At 40.9% G+C, this 24,495-nt stretch carries 24 protein-coding genes and 1 tRNA gene; 14 read left to right on the top strand and 11 right to left on the bottom strand.

What is annotated here, in order from left to right; genetic code table 11:
* Window positions 1-65 precede the first annotated feature (65 nt).
* On the top strand, window positions 66-578 hold the full coding sequence (locus GSY63_RS08470) for a glutathione peroxidase (protein ID WP_166585358.1): 513 nt from the start codon (window positions 66-68) through the stop codon (window positions 576-578).
* Window positions 579-650: 72 nt separating this feature from the next.
* Here GSY63_RS08470 and GSY63_RS08475 read toward each other — a convergent pair whose 3' ends face one another.
* Genes GSY63_RS08475 through GSY63_RS08485 form a run of 3 tightly spaced genes read right to left on the bottom strand, consistent with a single transcriptional unit; the run spans window position 651 to window position 3,021 of the window.
* Window positions 651-1,457, bottom strand: a complete 807-nt coding sequence (locus GSY63_RS08475; protein ID WP_166585359.1) for an MlaD family protein — start codon at window positions 1,455-1,457, stop codon at window positions 651-653.
* The gene (locus GSY63_RS08480) at window positions 1,454-2,242 is read right to left on the bottom strand and encodes an ABC transporter ATP-binding protein (protein ID WP_166585360.1); all 789 of its coding nucleotides are present in this window, start codon (window positions 2,240-2,242) and stop codon (window positions 1,454-1,456) included. The genes GSY63_RS08475 and GSY63_RS08480 overlap by 4 nt, the downstream gene beginning before the upstream one ends.
* The gene (locus GSY63_RS08485; RefSeq protein ID WP_166585361.1) at window positions 2,242-3,021 is read right to left on the bottom strand and encodes an MlaE family ABC transporter permease; all 780 of its coding nucleotides are present in this window, start codon (window positions 3,019-3,021) and stop codon (window positions 2,242-2,244) included. Before GSY63_RS08485 ends, GSY63_RS08480 begins: the two co-directional genes overlap by 1 nt.
* 234 nt (window positions 3,022-3,255) lie before the next feature.
* On the opposite strand from GSY63_RS08485, the gene GSY63_RS08490 reads away from it, so the two are divergent.
* The 5 genes from GSY63_RS08490 to GSY63_RS08510 all read left to right on the top strand — a co-directional run bounded on the left by GSY63_RS08490 (window position 3,256) and on the right by GSY63_RS08510 (window position 9,674).
* Window positions 3,256-3,909, top strand: coding sequence for an NAD(P)H-binding protein (locus GSY63_RS08490; RefSeq protein ID WP_166585362.1), 654 nt, complete (start codon window positions 3,256-3,258; stop codon window positions 3,907-3,909).
* Window positions 3,906-5,759, top strand: coding sequence for an ABC-F family ATP-binding cassette domain-containing protein (locus GSY63_RS08495; protein WP_166585363.1), 1,854 nt, complete (start codon window positions 3,906-3,908; stop codon window positions 5,757-5,759). Before GSY63_RS08490 ends, GSY63_RS08495 begins: the two co-directional genes overlap by 4 nt.
* Window position 5,760: 1 nt before the next feature.
* A complete protein-coding gene (locus GSY63_RS08500) occupies window positions 5,761-6,015 on the top strand; it encodes a CBU_0592 family membrane protein (RefSeq protein ID WP_208094495.1) in 255 nt (84 codons plus the stop codon).
* 36 nt (window positions 6,016-6,051) lie between these two features.
* The gene (mnmG, locus tag GSY63_RS08505) at window positions 6,052-7,914 is read left to right on the top strand and encodes a tRNA uridine-5-carboxymethylaminomethyl(34) synthesis enzyme MnmG (protein WP_166585364.1); all 1,863 of its coding nucleotides are present in this window, start codon (window positions 6,052-6,054) and stop codon (window positions 7,912-7,914) included.
* A gap of 206 nt (window positions 7,915-8,120) precedes the next feature.
* Complete coding sequence (locus tag GSY63_RS08510) at window positions 8,121-9,674, top strand: Ig-like domain-containing domain (protein WP_262887352.1); 1,554 nt, start codon at window positions 8,121-8,123, stop codon at window positions 9,672-9,674.
* Here the strand turns inward: GSY63_RS08510 and GSY63_RS08515 are convergent.
* Window positions 9,661-10,176: a gamma carbonic anhydrase family protein gene (locus GSY63_RS08515; protein WP_166585366.1), complete on the bottom strand. Its 516-nt coding sequence runs from the start codon at window positions 10,174-10,176 to the stop codon at window positions 9,661-9,663. The two genes, GSY63_RS08510 and GSY63_RS08515, sit on opposite strands and share 14 nt — an antisense overlap.
* A gap of 100 nt (window positions 10,177-10,276) precedes the next feature.
* On the opposite strand from GSY63_RS08515, the gene GSY63_RS08520 reads away from it, so the two are divergent.
* Window positions 10,277-10,349 (top strand) — tRNA-Gly (locus GSY63_RS08520).
* A gap of 5 nt (window positions 10,350-10,354) precedes the next feature.
* Here the strand turns inward: GSY63_RS08520 and nadB are convergent.
* The gene (gene nadB / locus GSY63_RS08525) at window positions 10,355-11,947 is read right to left on the bottom strand and encodes an L-aspartate oxidase (protein ID WP_166585367.1); all 1,593 of its coding nucleotides are present in this window, start codon (window positions 11,945-11,947) and stop codon (window positions 10,355-10,357) included.
* Between the two features lie 410 nt (window positions 11,948-12,357).
* Between nadB and nadA the strand changes: the two genes are divergently transcribed.
* Together nadA and thiL are read left to right on the top strand one after the other, a co-directional pair.
* Window positions 12,358-13,350, top strand: a complete 993-nt coding sequence (gene nadA, locus GSY63_RS08530) for a quinolinate synthase NadA (RefSeq protein WP_166585368.1) — start codon at window positions 12,358-12,360, stop codon at window positions 13,348-13,350.
* A gap of 166 nt (window positions 13,351-13,516) precedes the next feature.
* Window positions 13,517-14,560, top strand: a complete 1,044-nt coding sequence (gene thiL, locus GSY63_RS08535) for a thiamine-phosphate kinase (protein WP_166585369.1) — start codon at window positions 13,517-13,519, stop codon at window positions 14,558-14,560.
* 121 nt (window positions 14,561-14,681) lie between these two features.
* On the opposite strand, the gene rmuC is transcribed toward thiL, so the two are convergent.
* The 5 genes from rmuC to GSY63_RS08560 form a co-directional block, all read right to left on the bottom strand.
* On the bottom strand, window positions 14,682-16,040 hold the full coding sequence (gene rmuC / locus GSY63_RS08540; protein WP_166585370.1) for a DNA recombination protein RmuC: 1,359 nt from the start codon (window positions 16,038-16,040) through the stop codon (window positions 14,682-14,684).
* A gap of 199 nt (window positions 16,041-16,239) precedes the next feature.
* Window positions 16,240-16,494 carry a hypothetical protein gene (locus GSY63_RS08545; protein ID WP_166585371.1) on the bottom strand — a complete coding sequence of 85 codons (255 nt, stop codon included), beginning with the start codon at window positions 16,492-16,494 and terminating at the stop codon, window positions 16,240-16,242.
* Window positions 16,495-16,654: 160 nt separating this feature from the next.
* Window positions 16,655-17,140: a gliding motility lipoprotein GldH gene (locus tag GSY63_RS08550; RefSeq protein WP_166585372.1), complete on the bottom strand. Its 486-nt coding sequence runs from the start codon at window positions 17,138-17,140 to the stop codon at window positions 16,655-16,657.
* A gap of 21 nt (window positions 17,141-17,161) precedes the next feature.
* Entirely contained in the window at window positions 17,162-18,535 is a 1,374-nt protein-coding gene (locus GSY63_RS08555; RefSeq protein WP_166585373.1) for a PSP1 domain-containing protein, read from the bottom strand.
* Between the two features lies 1 nt (window position 18,536).
* Window positions 18,537-19,679 carry a DNA polymerase III subunit gene (locus GSY63_RS08560; RefSeq protein WP_166585374.1) on the bottom strand — a complete coding sequence of 381 codons (1,143 nt, stop codon included), beginning with the start codon at window positions 19,677-19,679 and terminating at the stop codon, window positions 18,537-18,539.
* A gap of 192 nt (window positions 19,680-19,871) precedes the next feature.
* On the opposite strand from GSY63_RS08560, the gene ruvX reads away from it, so the two are divergent.
* Complete coding sequence (gene ruvX / locus GSY63_RS08565) at window positions 19,872-20,288, top strand: Holliday junction resolvase RuvX (RefSeq protein WP_166585375.1); 417 nt, start codon at window positions 19,872-19,874, stop codon at window positions 20,286-20,288.
* A 97-nt stretch (window positions 20,289-20,385) separates the two neighbouring features.
* Window positions 20,386-21,372, top strand: a complete 987-nt coding sequence (locus GSY63_RS08570; protein ID WP_166585376.1) for an Abi-alpha family protein — start codon at window positions 20,386-20,388, stop codon at window positions 21,370-21,372.
* A gap of 29 nt (window positions 21,373-21,401) precedes the next feature.
* On the opposite strand, the gene GSY63_RS08575 is transcribed toward GSY63_RS08570, so the two are convergent.
* Window positions 21,402-22,040, bottom strand: a complete 639-nt coding sequence (locus GSY63_RS08575) for an NAD(P)-dependent oxidoreductase (protein WP_166585377.1) — start codon at window positions 22,038-22,040, stop codon at window positions 21,402-21,404.
* 307 nt (window positions 22,041-22,347) lie between these two features.
* On the opposite strand from GSY63_RS08575, the gene GSY63_RS08580 reads away from it, so the two are divergent.
* The 3 genes from GSY63_RS08580 (at window position 22,348) to GSY63_RS08590 (ending at window position 24,457) form a co-directional block, all read left to right on the top strand.
* Window positions 22,348-22,986 (top strand): O-methyltransferase, encoded by a 639-nt coding sequence (locus tag GSY63_RS08580; RefSeq protein ID WP_166585378.1) that lies wholly within the window; start codon window positions 22,348-22,350, stop codon window positions 22,984-22,986.
* A 3-nt stretch (window positions 22,987-22,989) separates the two neighbouring features.
* Window positions 22,990-23,523, top strand: a complete 534-nt coding sequence (locus GSY63_RS08585; RefSeq protein WP_166585379.1) for a glucosaminidase domain-containing protein — start codon at window positions 22,990-22,992, stop codon at window positions 23,521-23,523.
* Between the two features lie 61 nt (window positions 23,524-23,584).
* Window positions 23,585-24,457 (top strand): glucosaminidase domain-containing protein, encoded by an 873-nt coding sequence (locus tag GSY63_RS08590; RefSeq protein ID WP_166585380.1) that lies wholly within the window; start codon window positions 23,585-23,587, stop codon window positions 24,455-24,457.
* The last annotated feature ends 38 nt before the right edge of the window (window positions 24,458-24,495 follow it).

The raw sequence follows: 24,495 nt of genomic DNA on the forward strand, positions 1-24,495 counted from the left end.
TTTAATTTGTATTACTAATTGTAATACAGAAAATCTAATACCCAACAAACTAACTATTAAAAACGATGAAAACATTAGCACTAATTTTTGCTTTGCTGTTTGTAACAGCTCCCGCCTCTATTTATACTTTTAAACTAAAAAGTATCGATGGCGATAAAATGTCATTGGCAAAATACAAAGGCAAAAAAATCCTTATTGTTAACACAGCTTCTAAATGTGGCTTTACCAAACAATACAAAGATCTGGAGACATTATCAGAGAAATATAAAGATAAACTGGTAGTAGTTGGTTTCCCTGCTAACAACTTTGGCGGTCAGGAACCTGGCACAGAGCAGGATATCAAAACATTTTGCCATGATAACTTCAACGTTACCTTCCCGATGAGCGGTAAGGTTAGCGTTTTAGGTTTAGATATTGATCCTTTATTCCAGTACTTAACTACTGCTCCAAACCCTGATTTTACAGGCGATATTAAATGGAACTTCGAGAAATTTTTGATCGACGAAAACGGTAAACTGATCCATCGCTACCGTTCACAAACTACCCCGCTTGATCCGGCTATTACCAACGCATTGTAATTTATAACAATACTATATTGCAAAAAGGGTCCCGATAAAATTTATCGGGACCCTTTTTGTTTAATTATTCTACTAGTTCTGTTTATCTGCTTTTTCCTGCTCCTTCTGAGCCTTCTTTGCGTCGTCAGCTTTCTTGGTCGAATCCTTTTTGGCTTGCTGCTGTACCTTCTTAATCGAATCCTGTTTTGCTTTCTGTTTTTTCTTAAAGAATCCTTTTAGTAAGAAATTGCTTTGAGCTGCTTTTAAATCTTCATGCAGGGTGACGGTGCTGGCATTCACGTTCTTAACCGTAGTCTTAGCCGATGCCACGGTGCTTTCCAAATCCTTAGCCATTTTATCATTATGTATTAAACGACCAAGCGTACCTTTGCCCTGGGCAACATCATCAAATATACTGCTCAAGCTACCAGTTATCTTTTCGGCATTATCAGCAACCCGGGTTAGTTTGCCCATAATTTTGTCTATATCTAACGGGTTCACTGCCGCAAGCTCATCGCCATCTTTAACTTCTTCGTGGCTTGTTAGGCCTCCGGGGCTTATTACTATCAGTTTATCACCCATTAAACCATCGCTGCCGATGCTCACCTTGGCGTCCTTTTTGACGAATTTTTTTATCTTGTTGTTCAACGTCAGGTCAACCTTAACTGTGCTATCGGATATGATGTTAATGTCTTCTACAACACCAACGTTAATACCCGCAAAACGTACATTATTACCAACCATTAAACCGTTAACGTTTTTAAATGTACCGCTAATGGTAAAGGTAGAATTGAACATACTTTTCTGATTGCCAATCAGAAATATGGCTAAGAATAGTATAACCAGTCCGATAACTACAAACAGGCCTATTTTTATTTTCTGTGAAGATGTGGTTCTCATTTTATATCATTAAAAAAGGATTTTACTAATTCATTATCGCTCTTCTGAAGCTCCTCAAAAGTGCCTTCGGCTATATATTCGCCATCGTCCATTACCAAAACCTGGTCTGCAGTTAGTTTGGCGCATTCCATATCGTGGGTAATAATGATCGAGGCCGTTTTATATTTCTTTTGTACCTCCAGTATCAGCTGACTGATCTCACGTGAGGTTATAGGATCAAGGCCAGTTGTCGGCTCGTCGTAAAGCATAATTTCAGGGTTTACAACTAGAGTGCGGGCAAGACCTATACGTTTTCGCATCCCGCCCGATAGGTCCGATGGCATCTTATCACCCGAATCAGGCAATCCTACGCTCTCTAAGACTTCTTCTATGCGCTTGTCTATATCTGCCTGGTCTTTCAACTTTAATACGCGTGTAAGCGGGAATTCGAGGTTTTCTTTAACCGTCATCGAATCGAACAAGGCCGCTCCCTGAAACAGGAAACCCATTTTGGTACGCATTTCTTTCAGGTCTTCATCGCTCAGTTCCGGAACTTCTTCGCCAAAAACTTTCACAGAGCCTTCGTCGGGTGTAAGCATGCCAACAATGCACTGTATAGTAACAGATTTGCCCTGACCAGACCGGCCTAGTACCACCACGTTTTCGCCGCGCTTAACGGTGAGATTGATGTTTTTAAGCACCTCCTTATCCCCGAAACCTTTTTTTAGTCCTTTAACTTCAATTACCACTTCCCCCTTTTTGCCGGATTTGGTTTTGCTTTCGATATGATCTTTTACTTCTTCCATCACTTGCTATAAAATAAAATGGTACTGATTTGCACCACGATCATATCAATAAAAAAGATCCATAAAGAAGCCGTAACCACTGCCGAATTAGCTGCAATACCTACACTCTCCGTTCCTTTGTTAGAGTTGAAGCCTTTATAGCAACCCACAAAACCAATGGCGAAGCCGAAAAAAATTGTCTTAATAAAGGCAGGCAGAAAATCGGTAAAATCCAACGCGGCTATACACTTGTTGAAGTACAGGAAAAAACTGATTTTATCCGTAAAGTTCAAGGCTATATAACCACCAATAAGCCCGATAACATCGCCCATTAAAGCCAATAGCGGCACCATAAAACTGGTTGCCAGTATACGTGTAACCACCAGGTATTGTACTGGGTTGGCTCCCGATACGTCCATGGCATCAATTTGCTCGGTTACTTTCATACTACCTAGCTCGGCACCTATGCTCGACGCTATTCTGCCCGCACAGATAATAGCTGTTATCACAGGCCCTATTTCACGAATAAGTGATACCGACAGCGTATGCGGCAGCATGCTCTCCGCACCAAAGGATACCATAGTGGGTCTTAGCTGTAAAATAAGCACCAAGCCCATAATAAAAGAGGTGATGCCTACCAAAGAAATAGAGCGATAGCCTATCTCATAACATTGCCTCACAAACTCCGACCACTCGAAGCCTCCCGAGAATATATTTTTAACAAACCTCGAAAAAAATACGCCCTGGTCGCCTACTCCTACCAGCCATTTTCTCCATCCGGTTAATACCTGTTCTGCCATTAATATTTTGTGTTTTAAGTATCTTTCTACAACTGTAAACCGGTTTTGGTTTTGGTTCAATTATATTGATCCACTGCGATATACGTGCTTCGGTATCCCATAAAGCAAACGCGGGAGCGCTTAGGTTTCAATAGTAAAATTACTTGGAGATATAACATCGTGCTATACACTTTGTTTGTTAACCAGCGCTTTAGCCTAAACCACACATGTTTTTCATACTTTTGTATATATTATATGAAAAAGGCTATTATAGTAGGCGCAAGCGGACTAATAGGTGGAGAACTATTGAATTTACTTTTAGAATCGTCTGATTATCAAGAAGTTATTTCAATATCCCGCAAAGAAATTCCGGTAGAGCATAAAAAGCTTGTAGAAGTTATTATCGACTTTGATGAGCTCGATAAGCATGCTGCGAGCTTTAATGGCGATGTTGTGTTCTGTTGTATAGGTACTACCCAAAAGAAAACACCCGATAAAGGGGTATATCGTAAAATCGAATACCACTATCCCGTACAATTGGGCCAAATAGCCAAAGCCAATGGCATTAAGCAATTTCACTACGTTTCATCTATTGGGGCCGATCCTAACAGTTCAAATTTTTATACCCGTAACAAAGGCGAAGCCGAAAAGGCATTGGAGCATTTAAACCTGCCCTGCCTGCATGTCTATCGGCCATCAGCGTTAACAGGGGAGCGTACCGAATCACGCCCAATGGAGGCGGTTGTAGCCAAGATTATGAAAGTAATTAACCCGCTGCTTTTAGGTAGCTTAAAAAAATATAGAAGCATACCTGGCGCTACAGTTGCCCGGGCCATGTATAAACAATCTTTAAAGTCCGATACGGGCTTATTTATTCATCCATCAGATCATATTAATAATTTAGCGTGAGTACATACTTATCAGGTGAAAACCTTGGCCATTCCTATCATGACCGCTGGCTGTTCCGTAATATTACCATAGGCATTAACCGCGGCCGACGCGTTGCCTTAGTGGGTATTAACGGTGCCGGTAAATCTACCTTATTGAAAATTTTAGCTGGCGAGTTAGCTCCGGTTGAAGGTAAAGCCGTACGTGCAAAAGATCTGAATGTAAGTTATCTTAATCAAGATCCCAAATTTCCAAAGGACTATACCATCAGCGATTTCATCTTCAACTCTGAGAATAAACAGCAACAGCTGATCAGACAGTACGAAGAGTTGGTAGAGAATGATCCGGAGAACATGGATGCCATTAACAAGCTTGCCGAAGAATTAAGTGAAGCTGATGCCTGGGCTTATGAATATGAGATCAAACAGATCCTTGGTCGTTTAGATATCCATCACTTAAATCAAAAGATAGATACCCTATCGGGCGGTCAGAAAAAGCGTTTGGCCTTAGCCGCGCTGTTGATTCAGGACCCTGAAGTTTATTTGTTAGATGAGCCTACCAACCATTTGGACATTGATACCATTGAGTGGTTGGAAAAACTTCTAACCGGTAGCGGTAAAACCATTGTGATGGTTACGCACGACAGGTACTTCCTGGATAACGTTTGTAACGAGATCATCGAGATAGACAATGGCAAGCTCTTCCCTTACAACGGCAACTACCAGTATTACTTAGAAAAAAAGGCCGAGCGTGAAGCATCCGATGCATCAACATTTCAAAAGAACACCCAGTTATTGAAAAAAGAATTGGAGTGGATGCGCCGTATGCCGCAAGCAAGGGGTACCAAATCTAAAGCGCGTATTGATGCTTTTTATGATCTGGAAGAACGCACCCAACGTACAAGTAAAGACAAGGTTCAGCTAAGCCTTAAAACTTCGCGCCAGGGAAATAAGATTATCGAGATAGATCATCTGACTAAATCGTTCCAAGGTCGTAAGGTAATTGACGATTTTAACTATGTATTTAAAAAGGGCGACCGCATTGGTATTGCAGGTAAAAACGGTAGCGGCAAGTCTACGTTGTTAAATTTAATTACAGCCTCTATCCTACCCGATTCTGGTGAGGTAGCTAAAGGCGAAACCACGGTAATGGGTTACTTCCACCAGGGAGGTATCACGTTTGCTGAAGATGAGCGTGTGATTGACATTGTAAAAAATGTTGCCGAATATATTACCATGGCCGATGGTAAAACTATTACGGCATCGCAGTTACTTACACAGTTCTTATTTCCTCCTGCCAAGCAGTTTGGTTTTATAACTAACCTAAGCGGAGGAGAAAAGAAACGCTTGCAATTAATGCGCATCCTGATGCAGAACCCTAACTTTCTGATACTAGATGAGCCTACCAACGATTTGGATATCGATACACTGAATGTACTCGAAGAGTTTTTAATGGGTTATACCGGCGTGTTGCTATTAGTATCACACGACAGGTATTTGTTAGATAAACTGGTTGACCAACTATTTATATTAGACGGAAGTGGACAGGTAAACATCTATAACGGCAATTACTCTTCATGGAGAATTGAGGTTGAAGAAAACAAAGCCGAAGCTAAGAAAGCACCCGCTCCTACCCCTGTTAAAAAGGAAGAACCAAAGAGCAACAAGAAAAGCTTTAAAGAGTTAAAAGCCATCGAAGACCTCGAAAAAGAGATAGCTGCTATGGAGGCTGAAGTAAAACAGCTTACAGACACGTTAAACTCTGGTACATTAAACCATGAAGAATTAGCCACTCTGGCAAGGCAAATACAGCAGTTAACCAGCAGCTTGGATGAGAAATCATTAAAATGGCTGGAATTATCGGAGAATTAAAATGAAACTATCAGACATATTAGCTTCGAGCGGCGTTATTATATTACTGGTGGCATTCTTGCTCAACCTTTATAAAAAACTGCCTGCACAAAGTAAAATATACACTTTTATGAACTTTTTGGGTGCAGTACTTTGCTGCATCTCTTCTATATTAATTAAGTTTTATCCTTTTATTGTACTAGAGGCTATATGGGCGAGTTTCGCTCTACTGTCATTATTCAATGTTCCACGTGGAACATCAGACGATAAGAGTTAATTTTGTAATCAATGTTCCACGTGGAACATCAACGTTATGTTTAAGAAATACGATGTTATTGTAGTTGGTGCGGGGCATGCGGGCTGTGAAGCTGCCGCTGCTGCTGCCAACATGGGCTCATCGGTTCTATTGGTAACCATGAACATGGGCACCATCGCACAGATGAGCTGTAACCCTGCAATGGGTGGTGTGGCTAAAGGTCAGATAGTACGCGAGGTTGATGCTTTGGGCGGCTATTCGGGCATTATAGCAGATAAAACTACCATTCAGTTCAGAATGCTTAATCAAAGCAAAGGCCCTGCTATGTGGAGCCCACGCGCTCAAAATGACCGGATGCGCTTTGCAGAAGAGTGGCGTTTAGCTTTAGAGCAAACTCCAAATGTGGACTTTTGGCAGGATATGGTAAGCGGCCTTATTGTAAAAGGCGATAAAGTTTGCGGTGTTAAAACCTCCATCGGGGTAGAGATAGAAGCCGAAGCGGTAGTACTTACTAACGGTACATTCTTAAACGGAACTATACATATAGGCGAAAAACGTTTTGGCGGTGGCCGCACGGGTGAGAAAGCAGCTACCGGTTTAACCGAACAATTAGTTGAATTAGGCTTCGAAGCGGGTAGAATGAAAACGGGTACGCCTCCACGTGTAGACGGAAGAAGCTTAAACTATAGTGTTATGGAAGAGCAATGGGGTGATGAAAATCCCGGCCGTTTCTCCTACACAGATGTAGAACGGCCAACAGAAAAACGCTGCTGTTGGATAACCTATACTAATAGCGAAGTACATGAAACCTTAAAAGAAGGGTTCGAAAAGTCGCCTATGTTTACCGGTAGAATTAAAGGCTTAGGCCCAAGATACTGCCCGTCTATAGAAGATAAAATCAACCGCTTTGCCGAGCGCGACCGTCACCAGATATTTGTAGAACCGGAAGGTTTCAATACGGTTGAGATCTATGTAAATGGTTTTTCTACCTCTTTGCCCGAGGATGTACAGTACCGTGCGCTAACCAAAATACCAGGATTCGAGAACGTGAAAATGTTCCGACCTGGGTATGCTATAGAGTACGACTTCTTCCCCCCTACCCAATTAGACCTAACACTGCAAACAAAGAATATTAAAAATCTATTCTTTGCGGGGCAGATCAATGGTACTACGGGCTATGAAGAAGCTGCATCGCAAGGTTTAATAGCTGGTATAAATGCACACCAAATAGTACACGATAAGCATGAGTTAATACTGAAAAGATCAGAGTCGTATATCGGGGTATTGATAGACGACCTGGTAACCAAAGGCACCGAAGAGCCATACCGTATGTTTACTTCACGTGCAGAACACCGCTTATTATTACGCCAGGATAATGCAGATATCAGGTTGAGCCCTATCGGCCATGAACTAGGTTTGATTAACGATGAGCGTTTGGAAAAGGTGAAACAGAAGGTAAAAAAATCCGACGATATTGTTGCTTATACCAAAAGCAAATCGATAGAGCCAGGTACAGTTAATGGCTTGCTGGAAGAATTAGGCACCAGTCCGCTTTCTCAAAATGTAAAGATGTTTGCATTATTGAGCCGCCCGCAGGTAACCTTTAATGATCTGGTTAAAGCTGATACTTCATTAGCAGAACTGTTATCGGCATACGATCAAGACACCGTGGAGCAAGCAGAAATCAAAATTAAATACGAAAGCTATTTTGAAAAAGAGATGGACATTGTTGCCCGTATGAAAAAAATGGAAGACAATGAGATCAACCCAGAGTTTAACTATCATCAGTTAATTTCACTTTCGAAAGAAGCACGTGAAAAACTAATGAAGATAAAACCGAGAACTTTAGGCCAGGCTTCCCGAATTTCGGGAGTTTCGCCTTCAGATATCTCAGTTTTGATGATTCACATGTCAAAATAGATTTAAAATATTGATAATCAGTTAATTATAAAAAATCTATTCAGATCAATTATTTTCAACTTTTAATATCAAGATTCATAAAAAGATAAAAATAGCTTATAACGCCTAAAATGCCCTTAAAAATAAAACAGGCCTTTTTGCCAGAATTTTTGCTGACGATTTTACTCATTTTAACAATTTTTGGCTGCGCAAGCGTCCAACGGCCAATGGGCGGACCTCGTGATCGAACTCCGCCAAAATTGCTGAAAGCAACTCCTGAAAATATGACCCGGAATTTTGCAGCCAAAAGTATTACACTCGAGTTTGACGAATATTTTAAACTTACTAATCAGTATGCGGAGATTGTAGTGAGCCCGGCTATGGAAAAATCGCCGGAGTATAAAATCCGTCAAAAAAGTTTGGTGATAGATTTTAGGGACAGCTTACATAAGAATACCACTTACGTAATCAACTTCGGGAAAGCTATACAGGATGTTAACGAAAGTAATCAGCTTAAAAATTTCACTTATGTATTTTCAACTGGTCCGCATATAGATTCACTCGCTATATCCGGAACGGTAACTAATACCGACACCCAGGAGAAAGAGAAGGAAGCTTTAGTGATGTTGATACCTGCGAGCCAGGACACGGCGATTTTCGGCAAAAAGAAACCAACGATTTTTACGTCGACGGATTCTTCTGGTAATTTTACGTTAAATAACTTACACGACGGTAACTATCGTATTTACGCATTAAAAGAAGCAAGTCCGGATAAGATCTATAATAACGACCAGGAACTAATCGCTTTTTTAAAAGACCCTATTCATTTAACAAAAGATACTTCGAACATATCTCTGAGGTTATTTAAACAAACACCAGAGAAATTTAGGTTGGTAGATCGTCGGTTTGATGGAGATGGTAAGCTTTTTTTCACTTTCAATAAGCAATTGAGCGATCCTTCCATCAAAATAACGTATCCGAAAGAAATTGACGAAACCAAGTATGTAGACATCAGCCCTACCAAGGATACCGCTATGGTTTATTTGCGTAATATGGAGTTTGACTCTGTTCGCGTGGCTTTCTTTGATAAGCAAAAACCGTTAGATACCATCTATTTACGCAAAAGCAAAAAAGAAACTTTTACGCGGAATATTCAATTTAAATATAATCTCGACGGCGACAACCAATTGCAACCGGGTAAAGATCTGCAGTTAATCTCTAACCTACCCATAGATAATTTCGACCCAGGTTTATTAATGCTCACAGAAGACTCTGTACAGGTAAACTTTACCATGCAAAAAGACCCGGCAAACTTAAAGTTGATTAATCTTAAATACCGATGGAAGCAAAAATCTAATTATGCGCTAACCATTAACGAATTGGCTTTTACGGACATTTATGGTGATAAAAATAAAAAGTCGATCAAGAAATTTACGATAAACAAGCCAGAGAACTACGGGACTTTAACTTTAAAAGTAACTGTGCCTGATACTTCAAAATCTTATATAGCGCAGATTTTTAACGCTACGAATAATAAAACGATACTGAAGACAGTAACCTTTAGTAAAAATACCTCGATTATTTTAAAGGATTACCTGACCGGAAAATACAGGATAAGGGTAATTTATGATAATAACAAAAACGGTGTTTGGGATAGCGGTTCGGTAAAACGAGGCACGCAGCCAGAGAAAATATGGCTGTATAACAAAGACATACCCTTAAGAGCCAACTGGGAAACAGAAGAAGCTGTTGAGATACCGGGCGAATCTACGCTTCCTTAAACCAGCTCGAATAAAGGATATAATTATCGGGAAGCTTGTTTAATAAAGCCATTTGCTCTTCAGTAAGTGGCTTTATTTTTTTGGCCGGGGTACCTGCGTATAAATAACCTGTTTCGCAAACAGTATTCTCTAACACAACAGAACCGGCACCTATAATCACATACGGATTCACTACTGCATTATCCATAACAATAGCGCCCATACCAACCAAAACATGATCGTGCAGGGTACAGCCGTGCACAATAGCGTTGTGTCCGATAGATACATAACTTCCAATGGTTGTAGCGGCTCTTAAATAAGTGGCATGGATAACCGCACCGTCCTGAATATTAGTATTATTACCAATGTGGATATAATTTACATCGCCCCTAACAACGGCATTAAACCATACTGAACAGTTATCACCCATTACCACATCACCCACTATGGTGCAGTTTTCAGCAATGAAACAATCGCTTCCCCATGATGGTTTTTTATCTTTTACAGGTAGTATTAAAGGCATAATTATTTGTGTTGTCGGTTATCTGTTGTCGGTTATTACAAAATTAATTTATAGTTTTAAATACTGACAGCAGATAACCGACAACTGTCAATAGAATTAAGCGGAAATAGCTCAGCTGGTAGAGCATCAGTTTCCCAAACTGAAGGTCGCGGGTTCGAGCCCCGTTTTCCGCTCATATTTAAAGCACTGTATCCTCCAAAACTTCCGCATGCTGCGGATAATCTGTAGTATAATGTAATCCCCTACTCTCTTTACGTTTCATGGCCGATTTTACTACCAGATACGATACCTGGATTAAATTACGCAGCTCACAAAGTTTTACCGAAAGTTTGGTTTGCTTATAGAAAGACTCTGTTTCTTCGTGCAGTAAACCTAAGCGGCGCATGGCCCTTTCCAAACGGAAATCGGAGCGGACGATACCCACATAGTCGTTCATTAACTTCTGCATTTCGCGCAGGTTGTGTGTTACCAGGATGTCTTCGTTAGAAAGCTGTACACCTTTCTCATCCCAATCGGGTATATTTTCTTGTATAGGATTATTTTCGAACTGAATAACGGCATCTTCATAAATGCGGTGCGCAAATACCAATGCTTCCAGTAATGAGTTTGAGGCCAAACGGTTAGCGCCGTGTAAACCTGTTGAAGAACATTCGCCGCAGGCATATAAATTTAATATAGACGACCGGCCCCAATGATCAACCATAATACCACCGCACATGTAATGACAGGCCGGCGAAACGGGGATCATATCCTTAGTCATGTCGATACCAATATCTAAACACTTGGCATATATATTAGGGAAATGGCTCAGTATATCGGCTTTACTGCGATGGCGAATATCCAGGTAAACGTAATCTTCCCCCGATTTTTTTATCTCAGCATCAATGGCACGCGCAACGATGTCACGGGGGGCTAATGATTTACGCGCATCATACTCCTGCATAAACTCGGTACCATCCAACCGTTTTAAAATACCACCGAAACCACGTACCGCTTCCGAAATTAAAAACGAAGGATAATCTCCCGGATTATACAACGCTGTTGGGTGGAATTGAATAAATTCCATATTCCTTACTTTACCTTTGGCACGATAAACCATTGCCACACCATCACCGGTTGCGATGGTAGGATTAGTAGTTATCGAATAAATATGCCCAGCACCACCAGAGGCCATTACCGTAACTTTAGATAATATCTTATCCACATTACCGGTAAGCGTATTTAAAGCGTAGATACCGAAGCACTTAATATCATTACTCTGCTTACCCACCAGCTCACCCAAATGGTGTTGCGTGATCAGATCAACAGCAAAATAATGCGTAATAATCTCAATATTAGGGTTTTGATGTATCTGATCTAATAAAGCGCGCTCTATTTCGAAACCCGTAATGTCCTTATAGTGTAGTACACGAAATTCGGAATGGCCACCCTCTTTAGCCAGGTCGTAAATACCCTCGTTAGTTTTATCGAAATTGGTTCCGTAATCAATAATTTCCCTGATACGCGCGGGCCCTTCGGTAACCACAGCTTCCACAGCAACAGGATCACAAAGGCCGTCGCCGGCAATTAAAGTGTCTTCTATATGTTTTTCAAAAGAATCATCTTTTTTATCCACAACCACTGCAACACCTCCCTGGGCATACTTAGTGTTAGATTCGTCTTCATTTGCCTTTGTAACTATCAGTACTTTACCATGTTTCGCAGCCTTAAGTGCAAAACTCAATCCGGCTATACCCGATCCAACAACAAGGAAATCCACAGTTTTTGTCATAATTCATCTAATAGATGTGTAAAAGTAATACTTGTGTTAACAACCCTATTAAAAGATGTTAATTTTGCGGTGATAAATAGCTAATAAATAATTGAAATGTGGATAACCCTGTGAAAAACGGTTTTTCGACACAACTTATCCCAAACTTTTAAGGAGAAATTAAGGTTTCGTTAACATTTATACACACAACAAATAATTAACAAAATAGGTCTTAAATAAAAATGTGGTTTTATAAAATGCTTTTAGAATCAGACCTTTAAATGACAAAACAATTAACATAAATGTGGATAACATGCTGATAACTCATTTTTCAAAAGAAATTTTCGGTCATCATTCCACATTACTAACACTATAACAAACAATAAGATTTATATTAATAAGATTTATTGTTTTTATTGATCTGTGCAAAAATGAATACTTTCGAAGAAATAAATATCAAGGGTTTCGCCGACGAATACGTTGATCCGACGCTCGATCTTTTTGATGAAATTGAAAAGTTAAAAAAGGAAAAGAATGCAGTTATACTGGCACACTATTACCAGGAAGGAGATATACAAGATATTGCCGATTATATTGGCGACAGCCTTGGCCTATCTCAACAAGCTGCAAAAACAGACGCGGATATTATCGTTTTTGCCGGTGTGCACTTCATGGCTGAAACTGCTAAGATCCTATCGCCCGAGAAGAAGGTTTTACTACCCGATATTAAGGCAGGTTGTTCATTAGCAGATAGTTGCCCACCGCATCTGTTTAAAAAGTTTAAAGAAAACTACCCAGATCACCTGGTTATCACTTATGTAAACTGCACCGCCGAACTAAAAGCTTTAAGCGACATTGTTTGTACTTCCAGCAACGCTGTACAGATTGTAAATAGTTTACCTGCAGATCAGAAGATTATTTTCGGGCCCGACCGTAACCTTGGTCGTTATGTGGCCGAGAAAACCGGGCGAGACCTGGTATTGTGGAATGGCGCCTGTATGGTGCACGAAATATTTTCGAGAGAGAAAATTACTAAATTAAAAGAGCGCCATCCCGACGCTAAAATATTGGCACATCCTGAGTGTGAAGAACATATACTGGAACTGGCCGACTATATTGGTTCAACAACAGGTATCTTAAACTACGCCACTAAAAGCGATGCCAAAGAATTTATTGTGGCTACAGAAGCAGGTATCTTACACCAAATGGAAAAAGATAATCCTGGCAAGACTTTTATCCCAGCTCCGCCAAATAATACCTGTGCATGTAATGATTGCCCGCACATGAAAAGAAACACTTTAGAAAAGCTTTATCTGTGCCTTAAAAATGAAATGCCGGAGATAAGTGTGCCCGCAGATATTATTGCTCGTGCCGTAAAACCTATCGAACGTATGCTGGAGATATCAGCTCAATATGGATTGTAATTTTTACCTCCATACCTAAAACGTTTTAGCTAAAAAATAAAAAGGGCGGATATATATTTATTAGCCCTTTTTATTTGAAACTGTTGAAGCCATAAAAAATACAATTGGTGTTGCCTTTTAAAGTTTTAATAAGCTATTGCTAATTAGCTTTTTGTATTTTTGCCAAATGGACCTTTTTGAGAATACCGAAAGAACTAACCTGGAACAATTAGGTGAGTTTGGCCTGATAGATCATCTGACTAAGAATTTTGTGATCGGCAAATCAACTACTTTTAAAGGCATTGGCGATGATGCAGCTGTGCTTGATGCGAAAGATAAAAAGGTGTTGGTATCGACTGATATGTTGTTAGAAGGCATACATTTCGATTTAGCTTACACGCCTTTGAAACACTTAGGCTACAAATCGGTACAGGTGAACCTGAGCGACATTTATGCCATGAATGGCATACCTGAGCAGATCACGGTGTCTATCGGTATGTCGAGCAAGTTTCCGTTGGAAGCTATTGAAGAACTTTATGAAGGCATTTACCTGGCCTGCGAACAATACAATATAGACCTGATTGGGGGCGATACAACAGCATCGAAACAAGGTTTGGTTATCAGCGTAACCGTTTTAGGATATGCCGATGAAAAAGATATTACTTACAGAAATACTGCAGAAGAAGGCGATTTAATTTGCGTAAGTGGCGATTTAGGCGGAGCTTATGTTGGCTTGCAGTTGTTGGAACGCGAAAAATTGGTTTACCTCGAAAACCCGCAAATACAGCCAGACCTGGAAGGGAAAGATTACATCGTAGAGCGTCAGCTGAAACCAGAAGCTCGCCGCGATGTGGTTGATTTGCTAAAATCGAGAGGAATTAAACCTACCTCGATGATAGACGTGTCAGATGGTTTGGCTTCAGAATTATTGCATATCTGTAAGCAAAGCAACAAAGGCTGTAATTTGTACGAAGAAAAAATACCTATAGACCCGATGACATTTGAAACCGCTCGCGAATTTGGCCTCGACCCAACGGTGTGCGCGCTAAGCGGCGGCGAAGATTACGAACTGCTTTTCACTATTAAGCAAGCAGACTACGATAAAATTAAACATGATGTGGATGTAAGTATTATCGGTTACATTACAGAACCCAACGCCGGCAAAAACCTGATTTCCAAAGGTGGTTCAGTGCATGCGTTGACTGCGCAGGGTTGGAACGCTTTTACGTAACCCCCCAACCCCCTGAAGGGGGAGGGAAAATTCGAATTTAATATTAAAAAGAAAGGATGAGAAAATTTTCTCATCCTTTCTTTTTAAATCTTGACTCTTTCTTTATTCCCTTCCTCCCCCTTCAGGGGGTCGGGGGGCTTAATTGCTTATTTGCTTTGGCCCCTAGCTTTTTAATCTTATCAGCAGTAACCGTTAAATTTCCCCGGCCATCAACCAGTTTATTAAATGCTTTATCGTAATGATCCTGGGTTGATTTGATGCTTTTGCCAATACCTTCCAGATCGTTTACAAAGCCAACAAACTTATCATACATCTCTCCGCTGAGACGGGCAATTTCTAACACGTTGCGGTTTTGATTTTCCTGTTTCCACATGCTGGCAATGGTGCGCAGAGTTGCCAATAAGGTTGAAGGGCTAACAATAACCACCCTCCTGTCCCAGGCATCGCTAAACAGATCGGCATCTATTTGCACCGCAAAGCTGAAAGAAGATTCTATCGGTACAAACAGCATCACAAAATCCGGGGAGTTGAGCTTACCCAGATCGTGATAATTTTTGGCAGATAGGCCCATCACATGATTTCGTAAAGATTCGACATGTGCGCGGGCGTATAATTTGCGTTCTTCTTCGGTTTCGGCGTTCACCAGGCGTTCATAAGCAATAAGTGATACCTTGGCATCAATAATAAGATGTTTATCGTCTGGGAGGTCTATAATCGCGTCGGGTTGATAGCGGTTTCCATCGGCAGACTGATAACTGGCCTGCATTCGATACTCGCGATCTTTAGTTAAGCCCGATCGTTCCAGCACTTTTTCCAGAATAAATTCGCCCCAGTTGCCTTGCTTTTTATTATCTCCCTTAAGTGCTTTGGTTAAGTTTTGCGCTTCATTGCTTATTTGTTTATTCAGCTCCATTAGCTGTGTAATTACTCCTTTTAAAGTATTACGCTCCGCTGCTTCGGCATGGTAAACCTTTTCTACCTTATCCTCAAAAGCTTTGATGTTTTCTTTCAGTGGGTTAAGCAACACATCGAGGTTATGGCGGTTTACATCTGTAAATTCTTTCGATTTCTCTTTTAACAGTTTTTCGGCGATGTTTTCAAACTCGCGTTGAAAATGCAGGCGGGTTTGTTCTACTTCAGCTTTCTGTTCCTGTAATTTTTCTTGTTGCGATTGCTGGTAGGCTTGCGCTCGCTCAATAGTCTGCAAAGCCTGGGCTAATTTTTCGCGTTCTTGTAAAAGATCATGCGTTAGTCGGGCCTGTTCATCTTTATAAATAGAGGTAATGTTTTCCTTTTCGGTATTAATCCAAAGCGATTTTTCTTCCGATCGTGCAAGGTTTATCCTAAGGCCGTTATTTTCGTCCTGCAAACGGATAAGTTCTTCATTAGAAATACCTTTATCTGACTGCTGCGCTTTAATAAATAAAATAACAGCAATGATAAACAGCACACCCGAAACAACTAAAGCAATTAAACCCATTTGATAAAAATTTTAGCAAACGAATGTAGTTAAAAATAGTATTTAATAAAAATATTAGTTATTCTATTTGATGTGTCATTGCGAGGTACGAAGCAATCTCGTCGTAAATCTATTCGATATACATAGCTACGAGATTGCTTTCCCTATACCCATCGGGACAGGCTGTACCTCGCAGTGGGGAGTTGGGGCTAGATGATACTTACGGCTTATTAGTTTTGCCACTATCCACAGTTGGATTAGCAGTCGATTTTCCATTGGTGCTGGTATCGCTCCCCGAAGTGGAAGCACCCACTGGCGAACCCGATTCCGTAGCCATGCTGCTATCAGCTGGACCGGAATTACCATGGCTTGCGCTGGAGTCACGTGCTTCGCCACCGGTTTTTTGAGTGGCGCCATTGCAGGCGGATAAAGAAATTATGGCTGTGGTTATAAATAGATGGAAGAGCTTTTTCATACGATAGATTTTAGGAATAACGTATGAAATGAGAAAGGGTTCTGTAACTAAATAGTACAGTTATCACTTCGACGATAGAAGAAATACTGTATTACAGTACGATCACAGAGCAGAAGATTTCTCCTATCGTAGAAATGACAAAAGGTTGAGTAAAAAACGCTTATTGCACCTTTTCCACCCTTAAACCAATATCGCTAACCTCGTGAAGCGGGTTATCGCGCATATTTTGTTCAATCTCGAAATGATATGTACCGGCTGCCGGAAATTTGTATTGCGTTTTAAACGGCGTTTGATAAGCGTAAATATTACCCGTGCCTTGTCCTAGCCATTCGCCATCGGGATTGGCTAGTTTAAATTCGTAGCGCACCACTTTTGGTTTAGGGTGAGCGCCATCTTTCTGGCTGATAAGCACAAACATGTTGGCGTATTTATAATCGCCGGTCACCCGGATGTTCAGGTATAAATTATACAAAACCGAGGGGTCGTCGATCTTTACATCGTACTTAATTTTATTTACGTACGACCAGTTTCTGTTAGCGATCTCGGTGTTTTGATCGAAAACAGATTTGGGATCAGTACAGCTTGTGAGGGCTGCAAAAACAAAAGCTATTGCTAATAAACACCGGGTGTAAACGGCCATTTTCATCTGCTAAATATTGCGGGTTATTTATTGTGCATTAGCCGGACCATTGTTGTTGCCTCCGCCCTGACCTCCGCCTCCGCGGTTTGGCCTGTGCCTGCGGTTATTGCGCCGGTTATTCCTATGCCCTTCTGGCTTAGCACCTTCGGCGTTAGGAGCCGACTGTTGTTGCGGTTTAGCAACTACACCATCTTTAGGGCCGGCGTTTTGCTGTGGCCTTGGTTGGTTACTGTTGCGTTGTTGCGGCTGGTTACCGTTCGGCTGATTTGGTTTTTTATTTCTGTTGTTACGATTATTTCTATTGCGGTTACGTTCGTCTAATCGGGTTAAACTATCCTGACCAACTACGTTTTCGTAATCCAATACTTTTACCGGTTTGGTTTCTACTTCAATAATTTCGCCGAGATCCTCTGGTTTTACCCCATCGCGGTTTAATTGCTGAATTTCTTTAACGCGGTTAATAGGCAACGGCACCCAGTTTTCTTCACCCGGATAACTAAACCACATCATTTTTTTAAAGATGTCTGTTTTTTGCAAACGGGCATCGCCTTTTTCTGTTTTAAGCACGTTCACATTATCAGGGATGTGTTTCAGGGCATCCATATAAGTATCCAGCTCGTAGTTTAAACAGCATTTTAGCTTACCGCATTGGCCGGCTAATTTCAATGTGTTTAAGGATAAATTCTGGTAACGTGCCGCCGCTGTAGAAACCGTTTTAAAATCGGTTAACCACGTAGAGCAACACAGCTCACGGCCACAAGAGCCAATACCACCAAGTCGGCTTGCCTCCTGGCGCATACCAATCTGGCGCATTTCGATACGGATGCGAAAAGATTCGGCCATGCGTTTAATCAGTTCGCGAAAGTCTACGCGGCCTTCTGCGGTATAATAAAAAGTGGCTTTACTTTTATCGCCCTGATAATCCACATCACTTATCTTCATTTGCAGGCCCAGCTCTAAAGCCAATTTACGGGCTTTGTGCATGGTTTCCCACTCCAGGTCTTTGGCGGCTTTCCACTTATCAACATCCGCAGAAGTAGCTTTGCGGAATATTTTTTTGGTAACGTCGGCTTCGTTTACCCGGCGTTTGGTCATCTGCATCCTAACCAACTCGCCGGTTACAGATACGTGGCCTATATCAAAACCTCCGGTGGCAGTTTCGGTAACTACCAGCTCGCCGGCTTCTAAATATATATTGTCGGTATTGAGGTAAAAGTCCTTGCGCGAACCTTTAAATTTGATCTCAACTATTGGAAATACGCGGTAATTGTTGGGCATGTCCATATGCGACAGCCAATCGTAAACATCCAGTTTGCTGCAGCCATTGGTTAGGCATGAGCCATTACTTTTGCAGCCCGCAGGAGAACATCCGCCTCCAGTTGAGCAACTTCCACATCCCATATTAGTTGTTTATATATTGAGTCCCCCGGGGGATCGTTTTAAAAAATAAAATTTTAATAATCTGCAAAGATACATCTAAAAACAAAATTTTAGGGTTCGCATTGCGTTCTATATGATAGTGCGCTTTTTCTAATTCGGCGCTTATTGCTTCTGCATAATTTACGGGTATTACAGCAGCCATTTTCCGGGCCGTCTCCAGCTCGTCAGGCGGCAGGTGTACCAAATTTGGCACCCCAGCTTGTAACAGGCAGCACTCGCGTAAAAAACTAATGCCGTATCGTAAAAAATTCTTTTGGTTCTCACGGCCCATTTTGGCCAATTGGTCAACCAGTTTCATGGCCTCTAAACCCTTGTTACCAAAACAGATACGCAACCATTGCACAAACAAGCCATGGTGGTTGTCGGTGTCCTGCTGTAAAATCTGGATGGCTTCGGTTAAGTTACCATTACTCAGGTAGGCCGCTTGTTCGGCCAAGCTTTTGGGTTGGCCATGATCTATCAGGTAATCTCTCACCTCGTCGTAATTTAAGCACGGAACTTTGATAAGCTGAGTACGCGACAAAATGGTATTGAGGATCTGGTCCTGATTTTGGGCTACCAGTAAAAACAATGTATTGGGCTGAGGTTCTTCGATGATTTTTAGCAACGCGTTACCGGTTTTATCCAGGTATTCGGGAAGCCAAAGAATCAGAATCTTATATTCAGACTCGAAGGGTTTAAAACTCAGCTTTTTGATGATCTGATGGCATTCGGCAATATTAATGTTAGCCTGTTTGTTTTCGGCATCCAGGTAACCACGCCACACATCGAGGTTTAAATAAGGGTTGGCCAAAAATGCGTCGCGCCATTGCTCAATAAAAGTAAGGGCGTTATCATCTTTATGCTTGGCAAAAAATGGGTAAGAAAAATGCAGATCGGGGTGCATCAGTTTCTGATACTTCCGACACGATGCGCACACCCCGCACGAGTCATCAGGCTGTTGATCTTCGCATGATACATACTGGGCATAGGCGACGGCCAAAGGCAAAGCTCCCGAGCCTTCCGGCCCCAAAAATAGTTGCGCATGACTAACCCGGTTCTCTTTTACCGAGTTAATCAACCGTTGTTTTACGGCAGCTTGTCCAACTATTTCTTTAAACTGCATTGGTGCAAGGTAATAAATAGATTTTAGATGTTAGATATGAGATTTGAGACATCGCATGGATAAGCCTATCTTTGAAGCAGGTATGATAGATTGAGCCAGCCTCAAATCTCATCTCCCATATCTCAAATCTTATTTAAGGTATGATGGATTGAGCTTGGACTCATATCTCAAATCTCATATCTCAAATCTACCATGAGAGTAATGGCTTTTGATTATGGTACCAAGCGTATCGGTATTGCGGTAACAGATCCTTTGCAAATGATTGCTAATAGTTTGGACACTATCCACCCCTTGCATATTATTGATTACCTGAAAAAATACCTGCAAACCGAGCAGGTAGAACGTTTTGTGGTTGGTGAACCCAAGCAAATGGATAATACCCCATCGCAATCAGCCCATCATGTAAAGGGATTTGTGAATCTGCTAACCAAAACCTTCCCGGAAATACCGATTGATATGGTGGACGAACGCTTTACCTCGAAAATGGCCTCCGCCGTTATTTTGCAAAGCGGCATCAACAAAAAGGCAAGGCAAAATAAGGGTTTGGTTGATAACATTTCGGCTACGATACTGCTGCAATCGTGGTTGGAGCGGAAGGCGTATTTGTAGAAAATGAACTTAAATGAGGCTTATATATCCCCATTTCCGGCCTTATGTCATCTTGGCCGATCGAAAGATTAGTAAACCATATTAAGTATATTTGGCTATGAGTGATTTGCCATCATTAAAGAAAATAGATATTACGTCTACTGTACTTGAAAAAGCCTTTGATGCAGCAAGAAGTCTTTTATCCAAACTTATTTCGCCAGCAGTGGAAGAAGCTGGTTTATTGATAAAAGATCAAATGAGCTTTTTTAAATTTAAAGGGCAAATAAAAATGCTTAATAAGGCAAAAAAAATAATTGAAGAGAATGGTATAAATCCTAAACATATCTCCTTAAAACTACTTTGCCCTATGCTTGATTATTCTGGGATCGAAGAAGATGAAGTTTTAGAAGAAAAGTGGTCAATATTATTATCTAACATGGTTGACTCCGAACAGAATATCGAAAATCATGTATTTCCATATATTTTAAGTCAGCTATCAAGAACAGAGTTTTTAATATTGGAAAGCGTTTTTGACACTAAAACACAAAATGTTATTCGATTGACTAACGAACTCAATTATTATAGAACTAATAAGCTAACGATAGAAGCAGATTTGCAAAAAACTATATCAGCTTTAAAAGCGAAGCTTCTAGATAATCCTGTTAGCAATATAAGTCAACTTGAAAAAACGAAGGCGCGTTATTCAACTAAACTTTCACCGGAAAGTCTATCAGCGTATAAAAAATACGACGACCTTAAGCGAGAGTTGAGGCACAACGAACATGAATTAACAATGCTTCAGTTTAAAGAGTCAACATTGGAAAGAAATATTAAAGCGGCTCAAGAGATTCCGACGAATAGTATTAAGGATTTTGAATTATCTAATTTAATCCGGCTTGGCGTAGTTAAAGAAATTAGAGAATTTTATGCCGAAAGCCAAACCTTGGAAATTCCTAATGATAGCGAAAAAGATAGGGCTTATCTTACTGTTGATTTAGATGTGGGAATAGATTCAAATACTGAAAACGTACTTACTGAATTAGGTGAATTATTTATTAATGCATGTAAAGAAAAGAAAAACCAAATAACGAAGCAGTCTAATTAGACTGCTTCGTTATTATAGATAAAAGCATACTAACTGCTCACCACAAATGGAGACTCTCTTAAAAAAGTTCTATCTTCGATTTCCCTAATCACAAAATCAGCCAAATCCGTAGTGCTGATTTTTTCGCCGGGGCAATCGTATAAATCAACCTTTATTCCCCTCCGTTCATCGGTTTGTTCTATCCAAGGGACGCGGATCATGGTCCAATCCACCTCGCTTTCCACCAAAATATCATAAGCTTTTTGGCGGTCGGCTACAGCATCAGGAAAATTCTGGCGCATCCAGTCGGACTTGGCTTTGTTGGCTTCACTTTTATAATCGCCGGGAATGTCGAGGTTTAGTCCGGCCAGGGTTATGTAACGTTTGATGCTAAACTCTTGCATGGCGTTTAAGATATTTTGCGTAGATAAGCTTGAAATTAGAGGCTCATCTTTCCTCGGGCCAATGGCAGATATTATCACATTACAACCGTCGATCAGCGTGTGTGCCGTTTCCTGGTTTTTGATATCTCCGTGTAAAATTTCTAATAACGGATGAGTTATGGTATACTCGTAAGGCTTCCGGACGAGTGCTTTTACCTTATAACCTCTGTTTAGCAGTTCTTGTAGAATATATTTTCCGGCTTTACCGGTTGCGCCCAATAAGGCGACTTTGTATTGCTGATCCATAAGGATTGTCTTTATAAAATTTGTGAAAATGAATTGATGGCTTTGTAGTGAAGACAAAGCAATGGCCGGACTATAATTAAATAGTTGACGCCACAAGAAATGATATTTATAAAGACAGTACGATATTGTGAAGATAAGAAAAATTTATTCTGAGAATTCTCACATTCCTTAAATTCTGGTTCAAAACAAAAAACGAGGAAGATATTTCACTATCGTTAATATAACAATGCGGGAGTTGACAATCATAGTGCGTCCACCTCTTGATTCCTGATTCTCGATTCTTGACTCTCTTCCGTATTTTTGCACTATGGAAATTTTAGATCCAAAATTGCAGGCTTACCTCGATGCCCATTGCGAATCGGAACCCGAAGCGCTAAAAAAGATCAATCGCGAAACTTATTTAAAGGTGCTAAAACCGAATATGCTTTCGGGCCATTACCAGGGGCGGGTGTTAAGTATGCTGAGCAAAATGATCAGCCCAGAGCGGATTTTAGAGATAGGGGCCTTTACAGGTTACTCTGCAATTTGCCTTGCCGAAGGCCTTGTTGAAGGAGGAAAGCTGGATACGCTGGAAGTGAATGCCGAGATGGAAACCATGCTGCTAAATAACTTTGAATCAGCAGGTATGAGCGAAAAAATCAGGCTGCACATTGGTGATGCGATGCCGAAAATTTTGGAGTTTCCGAATAATTTGTTTAATCTTGTATTTATCGACGCCGATAAGAAGAGCAATTTAGCCTACTTCGAAGCGGTGATTGATAAAGTAAAACCGGCAGGTTTAATTATAATTGATAATGTTTTGTGGAAAGGGAAGGTGTATGGCGAAGAAAAAGATGCCGATACACAAATGTTTCGCAAACTAAATGATCAGATAGCTGTTGACACCCGGGTAGAAAAACTAATTCTACCGGTCAGAGACGGAATCCTGATCATCCGAAAAATTTAAATTATGAAGAAAATCCTACTGATTGTCTCTTTAGTTATTTCCGCATCAGCTGTTTCAGCACAAAACGCCTCTACAACTTATATTCAAAAGTTCAAAGATAATGCCATTCGCATTATGCACGAGAGCGGTGTGCCTGCAAGTATCGTTTTGGCCATCGCCATGCACGAATCGGGCAGCGGAACAAGCAAATTAGCGCGTACGCAAAACAATCACTTTGGTGTAAAAGGTAGAAGCCCTGTATCTTATACAGGTCGTAAACCAACACATTCATCCTATAAACAATACGATTCGGCTATCGATTCTTTCCAGGATTTTGCCCGTATCATGACAGAGCGTAAGCAGTTTAGCCATCTGGCCGAAAGCCTTAACCACTATGATTATTTAGGATGGGTAAAGGGCATTCAGCGTAGTGGTTATGCCAGCAGTAAAAAATGGGGTTCACAGGTGTTAGGCTTGATCAAAAAATATCAGCTTAATGCTTACGACGAGAAGCCCGAAGAGCAGCCGCAACCACAGCCTGCTAAAAATGTGGAATAAACCACATTATAAATGTTAAGTTTGGACTTGTTTTTTGTGGGCCAACCTAATATTTAGCTTAATGCGTAAAACTGCACTCCTATTTTTAATCGCCATTTCATTTAGCGCCTGTTCTGCGCACAAAAAGGTAGTACATACTAACAGGCCAAATTATCCTTCTGCAGCACCTGTTGTTTCAAACACGCGGGCGCATGATAACAACGAAAAGATAAAGCAGCAACGCCAGGAGCCAACCGGCGGTTTTGTTACTTATACCACCCAACAATATGTAGACAGGTTTAAAGCCATTGCTATACAAGAAATGAATTTGTACGGCATACCTGCCAGTATAACGCTGGCGCAAGGGCTTTTCGAGTCCGGTACTGGTAATGGGGACTTGGCGCGCTACGCCAACAATCACTTCGGCATAAAATGTAACAGCGAATGGCACGGGCAAAGTTATTTTAAAGACGACGACCAGGTGAACGACTGTTTCCGCGTGTACAACAATCCCGAGGAATCGTTTCGCGATCATTCGGAGTTTTTGAAACGCAAGCGTTATGCCCATTTGTTCGAGCTGGATAAAAACGACTACCAGGGTTGGGCACAAGGGTTAAAGGATGCAGGTTACGCAACCAACCCCAAATATCCGCAACTCATCATCAACATTATCCAGAAATATGGTCTCGACGTTTACGACCGCCCTGAAAATGAGGCTCAAAAAGTAAAACGCGAAGACCGCGTACTTACAGAGATTAATGAAAACATAGGCAAGGCAACAAAAGACTCTATAATTGGCGCTGCCCCGGTTAACAAAACATATACGGTTACCACCGGCGACACACTATATAACATTTCCCGTCGTTTTGGACTTACCGTGGATGATCTGAAAGCACTTAACAATATGGCTGACAATAACATTAAGATAGGGCAAACACTTGTTATAGCCCGATAGCCTGTTAATTATTGTTAAAAAGTATGATTTGCCCGGCC

This window comes from Mucilaginibacter agri, assembly GCF_009928685.1.
Classification (GTDB): Bacteria; Bacteroidota; Bacteroidia; order Sphingobacteriales; family Sphingobacteriaceae; genus Mucilaginibacter; species Mucilaginibacter agri.